A 14,663-nucleotide genomic window follows, 5' to 3' on the forward strand; every position below is an offset into this window, starting at 1 on the left:
CGGTCCCCTGTGGGAGCGAGCCTGCTCGCGAAGGCGCTCAAACAGGCAAAAAACCTCCCTCCCTCTGGTCACAAAACTGCTCTGCATCAGTCCACAGCCCGCCTGCAAACCTCAGCGAAAATCTGCGTAATCGGCCGATGCGGCTGGCGCTTGTGCATCCGCCGCACTTGTTCGCTCAGCCGCAGCAACTCTTCACTGGGCTTGGCCCATTGCTCTTTCGGCAGCGGCTCGGACCAGGCACGCATGACTTCCGGCAACGCCTGCTTGCCGATTCTTTCCAGACGGCGCACTTCCCATTCGACCAAACGGTTGGGAACCGTCCATAAAGTCATGACGTGATACAGGTACCAAAAAAATCCCGACAACCGCGAGCGGCGGCCTTCACGGATCTGCTGGTGCATCCGCGCGCGGGCATTGTGGAATGTATGCAGGCCTTCGTGGGGCGGGTCGCCCGGGCCTTGCAGGTCTTGCAGGTCCTGAATCGATTTGAGGTCGTTGACTTCGTACTCCATGTAACCGCGAATCGCCTCCCAATGGCTGATCGCGAGCTGCAGGCCGGCGCATTGGAATTCGAGGCTGGTGAGGGTTTCGCCGTGATGAAAACCGATGCCCATGCCGTATTGGCGATGGACGCCGAACTGGGTGACGCCCTTGGCTTCGATGATCCACGCGCTGAGCGATTCCCATGGAACGAAGACTGGTTCGGACGCCCCTTCGGGCATGAAGCAGACTTCGCGGCGTTGGCGGTTGAAGCGGGTTGGGATGAGGTAGAGGCGTTTTTTGTGGTGGTGGTGCCAGACGCCTAGACTGATTGTTAGAGTGAGAAATAAAACCTCTAAGCCAAGTATTTTGGACTCTCGAAAAATCTCTTGTACGTAGGTCCAACTTTCCCACCCGTCTCCGGATGCCAGCCCAAGAATGCCTCCTGCCACAGGTGTCAGACAGACGAACCAGAAAGCAAGACTGAAAGGACCGCCCAAGGTCATCTGCCAAGAAAATATCTGTGGAGAGCCTGTGCCAAGATCCATGTAGACCTGACTGAGTTCGCCTATATGAGGCCCATAGGGGGGGATGGAAGTTGGTAATGGAAGTGGTGCGAGATAAGTGATTTTTCCACTCGAAAATGGTTCGATGCTTCCAGCTTTTCTGGCTTGCTCACAGATCGTCGTGTTAATCGGCTTGTGGGGTTTAATCTGCATGGTCAACCCGCTCAAGAAACTGGACTTCGACCAGCAGTATTGGTGGTTTCGTTTTTATTTGCTTGGCTCCTACCACCGGAAAGTGGCCCTTTCCCCGTGGATCAAGGTGAATGACACGAGTTCGCGATATCCCCTCACCTTTTTCATTCGTTGACTCAATGCAAACTGCCAACTCAAGGGTTTCTTTCGCGGGCGTGTATTCAGAATCGAGATTGACTGGATACTTAAGACACAGCACTAATCCATCGGGATCAGACTTAGCGATACTTAGACTGGCTAAAATCTCGTCGCTGATAACTTCTCGCTCTTCCCGTGGCACTCCTCGGCTATGCAGCGGAACGGAAATACGATGCGCTCCTATACCTAAACGATGCTTGGATTTCCCGCCAAAGGGTGGCAGCAATTCACTTAGTGTCAGGCTGGGTATGACTAGATGGATATCGCCGGGTTTGGGTGTGAGCAACAGTTTTCTCAACCATGACACGTCCTGATTCGAACCGATCTGAACATAGGGAGCGTTGATCAGAAAGGCTAAATAACTTTGATAGTCGTGAAGTGTATGATCGCCACGCATCTCGGCATCTCTACCCCATGGTGTGATCCGTAACCATTTGTCATGAGCACTGATGTTGTAGCGGTTGAACAGCCAGGCCCCGCTCAACTCAAGCAAGGTGAACAACGCGCCGGCAAGATTAAACCGGAAAAAGACTGTAGAGAGACGGGTTCCGGCGGCGGCCCATGCAGCTGTTCTCGCAGCGTTGTTTGATGCAGTGAGTACCTTGTAGCTTGCAGACAAAGTTTGTCCCAGACCATAGGCATTAGCCGACGTCATTCCATTTGCGCCTAAAACTGCGAGCGCGGCGGCCCTCTGTGCCGACGGATTACCACTGCGAATTGACTGTTGCCAATTTTCGAGTTGTTTTGCGAGATTGACTGCTGAGGTTACCAACCCCAGACCGTAGGTAAGAAAGCCCAGTCCGATGTGCAACTTGCCCATTTGTATGTGTACGCTTTGCAATGCCTCGTGCTGAACCCTGGCAATCAGCGCGTCGCTGCGAGCCTGCAACGCAGTATTGGCGAGGCTTTGCCCTGCAGTGAATCCAGCAGCCCCCGTAGCAGCGAGCGCATTGGCGAAAGGCCCCCACACCCTTTTATTCGCTGTTTGCCTACGCAACTCATGGAAAACTGCTGCCAAATTCACCACCTGCACTAACACCACCACCAACCCCATCCCCTCCGTCCGCACCAGACTCGCCTTCGAAACCCCCGCCACCCCCGCGCGAATATTCTCCAGCAACCCTCGCAATTCCCCGTGCTGCGCCGGCGGAAACACCACCGTCACGCCCGCTTTCGCCGGGGTGGCGCCATACAGCCGTGCCGAGCGATCCGGCAGTTCGTCAATCGGGCTTAGCGCTGCCGCAAGGCGGCCTTCGAACAAGGCCAGTTGCGTGCGCACGCGAACGATTTCCCCCTGCAATTCCACCGCCCGGGCAGTTTTGTGGCCCTGGCGGTTTTTGTTGTGGGTGAGCTGGTTGCGTTCGCGGTTGAGGGTTTTCAGGTAGTCGCGTTCGCGCAGCACTTCCTTGATCGTGGCTTGCAGCGCCGCTTGCTCCGCCGGGGTGGACACGGTGAAGGTCACGCCGCTGGTTCGCGCGGCGTCGAACACGCGCAGGCGCAGGGCTTTGGGCAGGCGCTGGAACAGTTCGTCGAGGTCGGGAATTTTCTCGCCGGCGAGATCAAAGCCTTCCAGCGCCCGGCTCAGGCCGAGGTTCAGCGCCGGGCTGTAGGTGTCCTGCACGGCATCGGCGAGGACGCGGCTGTGTGCCGGCAGATCATCCAGCGCGGGCAGCTGCGGCTGCTCGATGCTCTGCAATTTGGCCAGCCAGTCCGGCAGGTTGTTGAACATCGCCATGCCGGCGTTGAACAGCGTTGAATATTGCCCGGCCTGTTCGGTCTGCAAACGCAGCGACAAGGTGTAGAACAACGGGCGGGTCAGTTGCGGGTGTTGTTCGAGGTAATCGAGCATTTGTTCGTTGGCCGCGTCGCTGCGGCCGATGTCCTTGAGGCAGGCGTATTCGCTGGCGAGCGCCTGATCGATCTGCACTTGACCGTCGAAATACCACGCCGAGCGATGGAAACGCCCGGCGCACAGCAGTTGCGCGCGATCGGCGGTGATGCGTTCGAGCAGGCGATTCCAGCGTCCGAGGTTGTCGCGATGACTGTTCAGAACCTCGTCCATCGCCGGGCGGTCGATCAGGTCGTTGATGCCGCGTTTGCCGCTGAGCAACGGGCCGTCGAGCACGTCTCTCATGCGTCGGTTCTGATCCTTGCCGAGGTCGACCAGTGTGTTCAGATGGCGCTCGACGAAGTCGGCAGAGGCGACTTCAGAAAAATATTCGCGGGTGTAAAAGCGTCGGTCCGCCTCGGCGGTGACGCGAGCGTGCGCGGTGAAATCAGGGGCGACGCCATCAAAGCGGTTCAGCGCCAATGACTCGTCCAAAGCCTTTTCGCGCTGTTGTTGCAGTTCAGGTCGAGCCTGAGTATCGGTCGGGACAACCTCACCCCCCTTGTTCAAATACTCAAGCAGCGCCTGCCGGGTATTTTCCCGATCCGGCTCGGGCAATTGCTCCAGTTCAGCAAACAATGCCTGGGCGCGCGGATCGTCGCTGGCCTTGGCCAGGGTGTCGAAATCCTGAGCGCCGAGCTGGCTCAGCGACTCGATGTAACTGGCCAGCAGATAGTCGCGCTCGTTGTTGTCGGTGTTGCTCCACTGCTCGATCCAGCCGACCACCAGGTCCTGATAATCGGCCAGATCGCGCATCACTCCGAGGTCGTCGTTGACCAGCAGAAACAGCGTGTCGTCCTGATAAGGTCCGCGCACCCGACCAAGAAATTCGCCGATATGCGCCTCGCGAAAACGTCGCGGGTTTTCCCACAAATAAGGTTCGCGTTCGTGCTCGGGCGCATCGCTGACCTGCACCGCCGGCATCCGCGTGGCGTCTGCCTCGGCCAGCGGTTTCGCTGTGCAGGCCACTTCCGCCAGCCACTGTTTCGCCTGGGCCACGGTAAGCAGATGCTCGCCGCCGATCAGACAATGCACCGGGCCGAGATCGACCGCCTGCATGAAGTGCTCGCGTTCCTCCGCGCTGTCCAGCACCTGTCGGCATTTCGCCGCGCTCAACTGCACATCGGCGAAGGTCACGTAGAGGATGCTTTTGCGCGAAAAGATCAACGCCGGACGTTCTTCGATGGCGCTGCGCTGATCCTCGCTGACGCTTTTGCCGCGATGCAGCAATGCGCTGATCACGCCGTCGAGCACGCGATATTCGTACAGCTCACCGCTGAGACTGTCGACGATGTACAGCCAGCCATCGCGCAGGCGGCGGATGCCCATGGGGCGCGTGGTCAGGGTGTACGGCAGCGTGATTTCGGTGCTGGGGTCGAAGGGTTTTTCCACCAGGCCGTACGCGAGGGGCAGCAGTTGCACGTGGGTGTTGCGGAAGGGGCAGGCGGCGGGGCCGATGATCGGGGCTTTGGACGCTGCGGCTGCCGCAAGGTCGGCGGGATGGTTCATGGTCGGACTCTTTCAGACGCCCATTGGCGGGCCATTGAAACGGCCAGCGTCAAGCGCTCACCGATCGGTTGCAGGGAGGGCTCGTGTAGCAAGTGCTGGATCTGCGGATGCTGATCCGGATCAGCACCATTGAGAGACGCGACAAGGTTGGCGAAGTAAAGCCATTCCGATTGGCTGCTCAGGCCGAGCGCGCTGGCTTTTGCCTCGATTTGTTCCAGAAGCATCCAACGTTCAGCGATGGTTTCCCCGGTATGAAACCGGGGAAAATATTCAAGCAAATACGCATCGACTTGTAGCAACACCCGCCGCCGATCCACCCGATCCAGCGCGGCATCCTGCTCCGCACTCAACCGATACGGCGCCACCAGCGCCCCACCCTGCCCGTGCCGAGGTCGCTGACAGTGCCAGACTCCCCGCGCGCCATCCGCCGTGACCACGCACCCCAGCGGCCCGAACAGACTCGCATCGCCGCTGGCAAACAGCGCCTGCGCCACGGCGGCATCCGCCAGCCGCAACAACACCGGCGAGCCGACCGGCAACTCGACGATCAGCAACTGACGCAAGTGCGCGACGATTTCATGCGCCGGCGCGGCGCTGAACAACAGCACGCCCCATTCCTGTTGGGCGTGCTGGCGATAAAACCGCGCTACCGGATCGTCAGCGTCAGCGAGCGCCACCAGCAGCGGCGAGACGTCACGCAGGGCCGAAAACGGTGGCTGGTCGTACAGCGAAAAAGCGTTGGCGGCGGGATCGAGCCTTCGCAGTTGCGCCGGTAAATCGGTGATCGTCGCACCATCGAGCAGCACAAACGCCTGCTGCTCAGCCCACGGCAAACCTTCAGGCCAATCCGTCAAAAGGCTCATGCCTGGGCTGCCTCGCAGATCAGGCAACGCGAGGTCCGCGTGGTCAGCAACGCATGCCGTTGCTGCACGGCATCGAACGTCGCCTTGAGCAACGGCGCGGCCCCCGGCAGCAAGGGTTCCGCTGGCAGACACACCGTCGGCGCCCCGCCCTGCACCACCGGCACACTGCTGAAAATGCCGGCGGCGCCGACCGTCAGCCAATGCCCGCCAGCAGCCAGAGTGATCTGCAGGCCGCTGTTGAAAACCACCTGCTCGCCCGCGCCGAAATGCAGCTGCTGCGCGGCACTGACGCGCTGGCTGGCGACCCGCACATGCTGCTCGCCCTGCACCCACAGATGATCGTCCTGCTTGAGTTCAGTCAGGCGATTGCCGTGGGTCAGGTGATGTTCCTCGTCGCGCAACTCAAGGCTGGAGACGCCGCCAATCACTTGGCTGTGCAGGTTGTCGATCTGCACACGCAAGTCGTTGAGCACGTGCTGCACCAGGTCGCGCTGCGCCCTGATGGAGATTTCTTCCGCGCCTTGCCGGTCCTCGATGCGCAGTTCGTTGTAACCACCGCCACCGGGACTGCTCTGGCTGCGCCAGATGCTACGCGTCTGTTGCGCCGGCAGGTCCAGTGGCACCGGGGTTTCGGCGTTGGGCAGGCAGGCGAGCACATGCGGTTTGTCCGGATCGCCATCGGTGAACCCCACCAGCACTTCCATACCGACGCGAGGAATCTGCACGCTGCCGTAGCGGTCATGCGCCCAGGCAGTGGCCACGCGCAGCCAGCAACTTGACTGTTCATCACGCTGGCCGTCGCGATCCCAGAGCATTTGCACTTTCACGCGGCCGTAGGCATCGCTGTAGATTTCTTCGCCGGGCGGGCCGGTCACCACTGCCAACTGACTGCCGCTGACGCGCGGTTTGACATGCCTGAGCTTCGGGCGAAACACCACGTCCCACGGCGTCGCGACGAAATGGTTGCGATAGCCCTGACTGAAACCATCTGCGTCAGCCTGCTCGGTGAACGCTTCCTCGAGCACTTGCGGCTGTTTGCCGATGTGCTCGACCTCGGTCAGCAACCATAAATCGTTGCAGTCGGCGCGCGAGTAATCCGCCATGGTCATGAAACTGCCACCGCGCATCAGCGCCTGATTGCTACGTCCGTTAGCCAGACGATAGTCGGCACCATGGCGCTCCAGCGCACGCTGGCTGAGGTGCTTGCCGCGCTCGCGATGGGTGAACTGCCCGGGAAACTCATAATCTTCCAGCAGCGGAACCCGCGCTGCACTGACCTTGGCGTCCAACTGCACTGCGGGCTTTTCGAAGTGATAATCGCGGCGCTCGACGATGTTGGAGCGTGGCTCCAGGCGCACAGTGAACTGGTCGATAACCGGCGCATCGGCAACCAGGTCGTTGCCCTGCACATAGCGCGTCGTCACGTCGTGTTTGAGGAACGCCGTTTGATCGTCGCCGAACACCAACAGGTGCGCCTCACGGCGGTGGCGGAAGTGAAAGTGCAAGCCCTCCTCTTCGCACAGCCTCTGGATGAAGTGCAGATCGGATTCCTGATATTGCACGCAATACACTCGCGCCGGGTACTCGGCGCTGAGCTGAAAATGCCAGGCATCGGCCTGCATGCCGTGATCGCTCAACACATTGGCGATGATCTGCGGCACGCTCAGGTTCTGGAAAATCCGCTGATTGCGCCGATGCGCGAGGTAGGCAAGGTGTGGCGCCAGGGTGATCTGGTAACGGCTCAGCCGAACACCGCAATCACCCTGACCGACCCGATAGACCAGCCCGTGCATGCCGCTACCGTCGGCACCGAAACAGAGAAAGGCCGGCCGATGCAGCAAGCCTTCCAGATCCACATCGGACCGCTCGCTGACCAGCTCGAGATCCAGTTCATAGGTCTGGTTGAGCACTTCCCGGGTGCGAAAACCGAACACTTGAAGATCGTGGGCAACGCCTTCTATCTCGAGAGTGAAAACAACGGGCCTGCCAGCGATGCGCATCCACCTGTCCCTGTGTCTGATTGAAAGACGGGACTGTGCAACGGTGCACTGCAATGGGTGAAGTCAGAGGTTTCCCTGTTTTGCCGGTCTGCGAGCGAAAAGGACGTGGCCCACAGAGAAACGCCCTGGATCCTACGGAAATGATCCCGAATCCTATGTATTTCCCCTGTGGGAGCGAGCCTGCTCGCGAAAGCGGTGTGTCAGTCGCCGACCGTTTAACTGATCTACCGTCATCGCGAGCAGGCTCGCTCCCACAGGGATTTGCGTGAATCAGGGCAGCAAAATGATCTTGTCGCCACCGCCCTGATTGACCTCTTCATAGCGCGCCGGCCCTTCAGCCAGCGGCACTTGCATCAGGCCCTGCGGCAGCGGCAAGCGATCCTCATCGAAGAAGCGCCCGAACTGCTCGAGCATCGCCGCGCACGCCTCGACGCCGTACAACAACGAGTTGATCCCGACCACCGAGCCGCCCTTGCGATACAGCGCCAGCGCCGGCAATTGCACATGGCCGTCGACCGGTGCGGCGATGATGGCGATGCGGCCGAAGGTCGCCAGTGCCGCCACCGAGGCGGGCAGCCAGAAACCGGTGGTGTCGAAGATCACATCGGCGCCGCCGCGATACACCGCGTTGACCTGGGAACCGAGGTCTTCTGGCTTATCCAGTTGAATCGTCTGATAGCCCTGCTGCTGCAGATCGGCTACCTGCTCGGGCCGGCGCGCCGCCGCCAGCAATTGCGCGCCGCGCACTTTTGCCAGGGCCAAAGCCGCGGTTGCCACTGCCCCGCCGCCGATCACCAGCAAGCGCGTGTCGGCGCTGACCAGGCTGCGTTCCAGCGCATCCCACGCCGTGGTGTACGGCACGCCAAGGCTAGCCGCCTGAGCAAAACTCAAATGCGCCGGTTTGTGCGCCACGCCACTGGCCGGCAGTTTGACGAATTGCGCATGGGCGCCGTCGGCGAAGAAGCCCAGCTCGCGCCCGGTACCCCAGACTTCCTGACCGATCAGTGCTTGCGGCCCCTCGACCACCACCCCGGCAAAATCCCGCCCCGGAACCCGTGGCAGTGTGGTGTAAGGAAAACGCCCAAGGACGTTTTTCACATCGCTGGGGTTGAGGCCGGCAGCCTTGATCTGCACCAGCACTTCATCGGCGCCGGGCACCGGGGTGGGAACGTCGACGAAACGCAGGGAAGACAGGTCGCCGGTCTGATCGAATTGCAACGCTTTCATGGGCACATCCACCGAAAAGAAAAAGGGAAATTCAGGACAACCAGCCAGCGACCAGTTGCCGGCCCAGCGGCCACAACTGCTCACCGGCCAACATGCCAAGCAGACCGACCAGCGCGATGGCCGGTGGGGCGGGAGAACGGAAATCGAGCGCGCCGTAGAGCAGGCCGACGCCCAGGCCGATGGCCAGAGAAATGAGGTAGTTCATGAAAGGAACTCCGCCGCGATAAGTGATGGGCAGAGTCTAGGGAATGAGCCGGAGCGGTATCGGCCAAGGACTTCTGAATTTCGGACAAACCTTCTGCAGCCGCCATAGAACCGTGTGGGAGCGAGCCTGCTCGCGAATGCGGTCTTCCAGTCAGCACTTCATTGCCTGGTGCAAAGCTTTCGCGAGCAGGCTCGCTCCCACATGGATCTGTTCAAGTTGCCGAGAATTGCGAAGGCGCTACGCCAAGCTCCCGGCGAAACATGTCGCTGAAGCTGCTCGGTGAATAACCCAGTTCGCGAGCAATGACGCTCACCGCCACGCCTTGAATCAACGCCGCCACCGCCGTCGCCAACTGCACCTGGCGCCGCCATTCGGCGAAGCCCATGCCGAGGCTGTCCTTGAACAACCGCGCCAGCGTGCGCACGCTGGCCCCGGCGTTTTCTGCATGCTGCTCGAACGGGATCTCCAGCGACGGCGCGGCCATCACCGCCTGACACAGATTCATCAAACGCCGGTCGGACTCATCTGGCAGGGGAATCTTCAGTTGCGAACGCCTTGCCCGGCGCAATTCCAGCAACGCCAGCCCGACCAGCGCATCGTAATACTCAGCCTCGCCGTCATCGTCCTGCGCCACCAGTCCGACGATCAACTCGCGCAGCAAACCACCGACTTCGATCACCTGCACCGTCGCATCCAGCGTCGCCGCCAGCGCCGGGCGCAGGTAGATATTGCGCATCTGCAAATCCGACACCACCCGAATCCCGTGCGGCACCCCCGGCGGCAACCACACCGCCCGCTGCGGCGGCACCACCAGCGCTTCGTGCGGGGTTTCGACCCACATCACCCCGCTCATCGCATACAGCAACTGCCCCCAGACATGCTCGTGCGGCTCGATGAACAAACCACGCGGATAGGTCCGCGCCAGCGGTTGCACGGGCACATCGGTGTCGGTCAGATCAGGGGGCGCGGCGAGGGCCATGGCGAGCGTTCACAGGGGGTTGGCGAAGCCGCCATGGTAACCAGCACGCCGCGCACTCGCCAACGATAGATACCGTCGGACAATCCGAATGAATTTTCCCGGCACAGCGCGATCCGTTTAATACCACAGGGAGGAATTCGGGCTTTATGAACAACGCAAAACTTTACGTCATCGACTACACACTGCATGGCACCCCCAAGTCGTTCATTATCCGCTCGGACAAAATGGACAACGCCGAAGCCTGGCATTGGGCAAGCTGCGACGCGGGCGTGGGTCGCATCCCGCGCTTCGGCCGCGAGAAAGTGCAAAAAACCAGCAAACCGATGGCAGAAAAATTCGGTCTGGAAAACGTCACCTGGCGCCAGACCAACTGACCCCACCGCCTCCACCGCAGGCTTGGCAATCGACAGGGGGAATCGACCGATGACCGACACTTATCACACGGCCCGACTGGACTACGGCCTGACCACCTTCTTCGGCCAGATCACCAAAACGGTGAATTGCCAAGTCGCACTGGAAACGGTCGCGGATGACCCTTACCGCTTCACCTTGTGCGTCCAGGCACCGGTACCGGAAGACCTCCACCAAGCCAAGGTTGTGGTGGTCAAGGTCGAAGGGCGAACACTGCAAGGCACGGTGAGGCACTTTGAACGACAGGAAGACGACAGTCTGAAAATGGAAGTGGAGCCTGATTAGGCTCCACTTTTTTTTGCCCCGCTTATTTCGGATGAGCGCAACCGCAGCCCTTCATCGCACATTCTTCACCGTGTTTGTGGTGATGAGCGCAAGCCTCGCAGCAATAGTGTTTACCGTGTACAGCGTAGGAATGTTCGCCTTCTTTGATCGTGCAGTTGCAGCCCGGGCAGTCGCATTTTTTATCGGACATGGGACAGACTCCTTGCGTAGTGGTTGTCTGAGGCTTGAGTGGTAAGCCGTAAGGGACAGTGTAGAAGGTGGTGTTGCAGGCTGACCAACTGTTGAGAGATTGGGCGACGCAGAGATGGCTTTCGCGAGCAGGCTCGCTCCCACCAGAACGACATCGCGCTGCACAGACCTGCACATGACATCAAAAGCCCCTCACCCTAGCCCTCTCCCAAAGGGAGAGGGGACTGATTGGGGAGTGCTTCAAAAGTACACCGACCTGATCGTGCGTCACCGAATCCATAATCGATAAGGTCTTTCAGTTCGCTGTATAACGCGAAACAACTCGGTCGGCTCCCTCTCCCTCGGGAGAGGGCTGGGGTGAGGGGCGAATCCCGGCACAAAACCAAAGCCAGACACCACCCGCTCCTAACCACTCAACACAATGAGCGCAAGCTCGAGTACCGCCCTTGATCTTGCCGTGCCGGCCCCATCGGCAGGCTGAGTGGAGGGATCGATCCCGGAGCGAAGGAACCCCGAGCCCCAGCGAGCGGGCCGAACGCCGGGGCCAAGCCTTTTGGTTACTTTTTGGCGTCTGAAAAAGTGACCCGCTGTAAGAGCGGAACCGCCAGAAGCAACACCCGCAGCAACGGATATGTACACAGTCAAAAAAATAAAATCACTGCGCCTGCCGCGAACTCCGATACATAAACACCAAAGCCACCGCCAGACACACCATCGCCAACATCCGACTCGGAGACAAGCCGATCGCCGGATTCCCCAACCAGCCGAAATTGTCGATCAACATCCCCATCCCCAACTGCCCGACAATCACCGCCACCGTCGCCACAGCCGTCCCGACCACCGGCACCGCGCCAACCATCACCATCATGTACACCACACCAAACAGCGCCCCGGTCAACTGCCACTTCGGCACCTCAAGCAGACTCACCGCCTGCGCCGGCTCGAAAAACAGAATCAACAACCCGGTCACCACCGCGCCCACCGCAAAGGTCAGCAGACTGCTACGCAGCACCCCCACCGTTTCACCCAAACGCCCATTGATCGCGGCCTGCACACTCAACACCGCACCGGCCAATACCACCACCACCAACAAAATCACCAGACCCATCACTCACCCCCGCGCAATCAGAACCAAAGCCACCACAATCAAGCCCAACGCCAGCCAGCGCTCGCCGTTGACCTTCTTGCGCGTCGCGCCGAACCAGCCGAAATGGTCGATCAGCACACTCTTGCCGACCTGACCGGACAAAATCGCAATCATCGTCATGGCAATGCCGATATGCGGCGTCGCCAGCGTCAGCACCACCACGTAGATCGGCCCGAGAAAACCACCGATCAACTGCCAGCGCGGCAGTTCGGTCAGCGCCGGCCCTTTTTGCGGACCGGCAAACAGCAAGAGCAAAAACAGAATCGCCGAACCCACGCCGAAGATGCTCAACGTCGCCCACAAATGCCCGACCTGCTCACCCAGCGGCCCGAGCAATCCGGCTTCTACCGACAAGCCCATGCCAGCGAGAATCACCAGCGGCAGCAACAGCAGACGCAGCACCGAGCTTTTCACCGGTGCCGCAACTACCCCTTCATCCAACGTCTGCATACACAATTTTCCAGGCTCATAAACAATGGCGCGGATTATCGGCTGGCGCAGCTGTGCGATAAATGGGAGCATCCGGACAACACTTTTGCGCAACACGCACAGCGAGACACGGCATGCACGGGCTCAACGAACTCGGATTCAAAGCGTTAAGGCTGTTTGTGGCGGTCCTCGACCACGGCAGTTTTTCCGAAGTCGCCCGCCGCGAAGGGGTCGCGCCCTCCTCGATTTCGCGGCAGATCCAGTTGATGGAACAGGCGCTGAACCAGCAATTGCTCTACCGCCACACCCGCGCCGTCACGCCGACTGAAGCCGGGCGCACGCTCGGCCACCATGCGCGGTTACTGCTGGTGCAATTGGAAGAAGCCGAGCAGGCGTTGCAGGAACAGCAAAGCGAACCCACCGGACTGGTACGCATCAACGCCCCGGTGGTGTTCGGCCAGCGCCATCTGACGCCTTGGCTCGGCCAGCTCTGCGCGCGCTATCCGAAGCTGCAACTGGATATCCAGCAAACCGACCATTACATCGACCCGCTACAGGAAGGCGCCGACCTGCTGTTTCGCATCGGCGCGCTGCACGATTCGAGCATGCAGGCACGCATTGTGGCGCCGCACCGTTTTCAGGTCGCCGCCAGCCCGGCCTACCTCAAACGCCACGGCACGCCGCAGCACCCGGACGAACTCGCGCAGCATCAGTGCCTGGCCTACAAAGGCGCGGCCGGTCAGCAGCGCTGGTTTTTCCGCCGTGATGGCGAGGACTGGACGCCGTACACCGTCAAAGGCCCGATCACCGGCAACCACGCCGACACCCTGACCCAGGCCGCCCAGCAAGGCTTAGGGCTGGTGATGTTTCCGTCGTGGCTGATTGGCGAAGCGGTGCGCGAGGGCACACTGGTGCCGGTGCTGGGGGAATATCAGGTGTCGAACAGTCTGGAACCGCAGCAGATCGCCGTGCTGTGGCCGGGGAGCCGACGGCTGTCGGTGAAGGTGAGGACGGTGATTGATTTTTTTGTCGAGTGCTTTGGCGAGATTCCTTATTGGGACAGAGCCTGAAGATCAAGAGCCCCCTCACCCTAGCCCTCTCCCTGAGGGAGAGGGAACCGACCGAGGTGTCCCACCTACTGCATCGACCTGAAAAACCGCGTCGATTATGGGTTCAAAGCAGGACTTTCAGGTCGGCGTAATCCCGCAATATTCCCCAATCGGTTCCCTCTCCCTCTGGGAGAGGGCTAGGGTGAGGGGCTTTTCAGGCCATCAGATACGGAACTGCCCGACCAGCTTGCCCAACCGCTGCCCGAGCTCCGCCAGACTGCGCGACGTTTGCGCGCCCAGTTGCGTTTCATCGGCGACGCTGTCCACCGCCACCGCAATCTGATGCACGCTGCGGTTGATCTCTTCGGCCACCGCCGTCTGCTCTTCCGCTGCGCTGGCGATCTGCGCGTTCATCGAGTTGATCGTCGCGATCAACTGCGCCATCGCGTCCAGCGATGCACCGGCCTGATTGGCTTGCTGCGAAGTGCCGTCGCCGGCCTCGCTGGAACGGCGCATCGCTTCGACCGCCTGCTGCGTGCCGGCCTGCAAGCGGTCGATCATGCCCTGGATTTCCTGAGTGCTGATCTGCGTGCGGCTGGCCAGTGCGCGTACTTCGTCCGCAACCACCGCAAACCCGCGCCCGGCCTCACCGGCGCGCGCCGCTTCGATCGCGGCGTTGAGCGCCAGCAAGTTGGTCTGCTCGGCAATCGAACGAATCACCCCAAGCACGCCGACAATCGAACTGACGTCCTGCTGCAGGCTGTCCAGCGACACGCCGCTGTTGCGGATGTCGTCGACCAATGCATGAATCTGCTTGATGCTGCCTGCGACCACGCGCTTGGCGCTCTGGCCTTCTTCGTCGGTCTGCTGAGCGGCGACGGCGGCGTTCTGTGCGCTCTTGGCGACTTCCTGGGCGGCGGCGGACATTTCGTTGATCGCCGTGGCGACCTGATCGGTTTCGTGGCGCTGACGCTCCATGGCCTGATCGGAACGCTGCGCCTGTTCCGAGACCTGGGTGACCAGACCGGTCAGTTGCGTGGTCATCTCGGTGATCTGCCGCACCAGGCCGTGGATCTTGTCGACGAAACGATTGAACGAGCCGGCCA

Annotated in this window: 14 protein-coding genes; 3 read left to right on the plus strand and 11 right to left on the minus strand. The window is 60.6% G+C overall.

Going from position 1 to position 14,663, the window contains the following annotated elements:
- Positions 1–86 precede the first annotated feature (86 nt).
- The 7 genes from AB4N41_RS25665 to AB4N41_RS25695 all read right to left on the minus strand — a co-directional run bounded on the left by AB4N41_RS25665 (position 87) and on the right by AB4N41_RS25695 (position 10,047).
- Positions 87–1,199 (minus strand): hypothetical protein, encoded by a 1,113-nt coding sequence (locus AB4N41_RS25665; RefSeq protein WP_252876616.1) that lies wholly within the window; start codon positions 1,197–1,199, stop codon positions 87–89.
- Positions 1,189–4,773 (minus strand): toxin VasX, encoded by a 3,585-nt coding sequence (locus tag AB4N41_RS25670; RefSeq protein ID WP_460138194.1) that lies wholly within the window; start codon positions 4,771–4,773, stop codon positions 1,189–1,191. The genes AB4N41_RS25665 and AB4N41_RS25670 overlap by 11 nt, the downstream gene beginning before the upstream one ends.
- Entirely contained in the window at positions 4,770–5,636 is an 867-nt protein-coding gene (locus AB4N41_RS25675) for a DUF4123 domain-containing protein (RefSeq protein WP_252876618.1), read from the minus strand. The genes AB4N41_RS25670 and AB4N41_RS25675 overlap by 4 nt, the downstream gene beginning before the upstream one ends.
- Entirely contained in the window at positions 5,633–7,636 is a 2,004-nt protein-coding gene (gene tssI / locus AB4N41_RS25680) for a type VI secretion system tip protein TssI/VgrG (RefSeq protein WP_460138195.1), read from the minus strand. The genes AB4N41_RS25675 and tssI overlap by 4 nt, the downstream gene beginning before the upstream one ends.
- A gap of 270 nt (positions 7,637–7,906) precedes the next feature.
- Entirely contained in the window at positions 7,907–8,863 is a 957-nt protein-coding gene (locus AB4N41_RS25685; protein WP_252876620.1) for a quinone oxidoreductase family protein, read from the minus strand.
- A gap of 31 nt (positions 8,864–8,894) precedes the next feature.
- Positions 8,895–9,068, minus strand: a complete 174-nt coding sequence (locus AB4N41_RS25690) for a DUF1427 family protein (RefSeq protein WP_073471384.1) — start codon at positions 9,066–9,068, stop codon at positions 8,895–8,897.
- Positions 9,069–9,279: 211 nt separating this feature from the next.
- Positions 9,280–10,047: an AraC family transcriptional regulator gene (locus tag AB4N41_RS25695; RefSeq protein WP_252876621.1), complete on the minus strand. Its 768-nt coding sequence runs from the start codon at positions 10,045–10,047 to the stop codon at positions 9,280–9,282.
- Between the two features lie 146 nt (positions 10,048–10,193).
- Between AB4N41_RS25695 and AB4N41_RS25700 the strand changes: the two genes are divergently transcribed.
- Both AB4N41_RS25700 and AB4N41_RS25705 read left to right on the plus strand, forming a co-directional pair.
- Complete coding sequence (locus AB4N41_RS25700; protein WP_016775403.1) at positions 10,194–10,421, plus strand: DUF6555 family protein; 228 nt, start codon at positions 10,194–10,196, stop codon at positions 10,419–10,421.
- 49 nt (positions 10,422–10,470) lie between these two features.
- Complete coding sequence (locus AB4N41_RS25705) at positions 10,471–10,743, plus strand: hypothetical protein (protein WP_252876622.1); 273 nt, start codon at positions 10,471–10,473, stop codon at positions 10,741–10,743.
- A gap of 22 nt (positions 10,744–10,765) precedes the next feature.
- On the opposite strand, the gene AB4N41_RS25710 is transcribed toward AB4N41_RS25705, so the two are convergent.
- From AB4N41_RS25710 to AB4N41_RS25720, 3 genes are all read right to left on the minus strand, one after another.
- The gene (locus AB4N41_RS25710) at positions 10,766–10,933 is read right to left on the minus strand and encodes a metallothionein (protein WP_016775405.1); all 168 of its coding nucleotides are present in this window, start codon (positions 10,931–10,933) and stop codon (positions 10,766–10,768) included.
- A 654-nt stretch (positions 10,934–11,587) separates the two neighbouring features.
- A complete protein-coding gene (locus AB4N41_RS25715) occupies positions 11,588–12,040 on the minus strand; it encodes a DMT family transporter (RefSeq protein WP_041477232.1) in 453 nt (150 codons plus the stop codon).
- A 3-nt stretch (positions 12,041–12,043) separates the two neighbouring features.
- Positions 12,044–12,529, minus strand: coding sequence for a DMT family transporter (locus AB4N41_RS25720; RefSeq protein WP_110603826.1), 486 nt, complete (start codon positions 12,527–12,529; stop codon positions 12,044–12,046).
- 113 nt (positions 12,530–12,642) lie between these two features.
- On the opposite strand from AB4N41_RS25720, the gene AB4N41_RS25725 reads away from it, so the two are divergent.
- Positions 12,643–13,578 carry a LysR family transcriptional regulator gene (locus AB4N41_RS25725; protein ID WP_252876623.1) on the plus strand — a complete coding sequence of 312 codons (936 nt, stop codon included), beginning with the start codon at positions 12,643–12,645 and terminating at the stop codon, positions 13,576–13,578.
- A gap of 201 nt (positions 13,579–13,779) precedes the next feature.
- On the opposite strand, the gene AB4N41_RS25730 is transcribed toward AB4N41_RS25725, so the two are convergent.
- The gene (locus AB4N41_RS25730; RefSeq protein ID WP_370695145.1) at positions 13,780–14,601 is read right to left on the minus strand and encodes a methyl-accepting chemotaxis protein; all 822 of its coding nucleotides are present in this window, start codon (positions 14,599–14,601) and stop codon (positions 13,780–13,782) included.
- Positions 14,602–14,663 lie beyond the last annotated feature (62 nt).

The organism is Pseudomonas sp. S2_A10 (assembly GCF_054668465.1).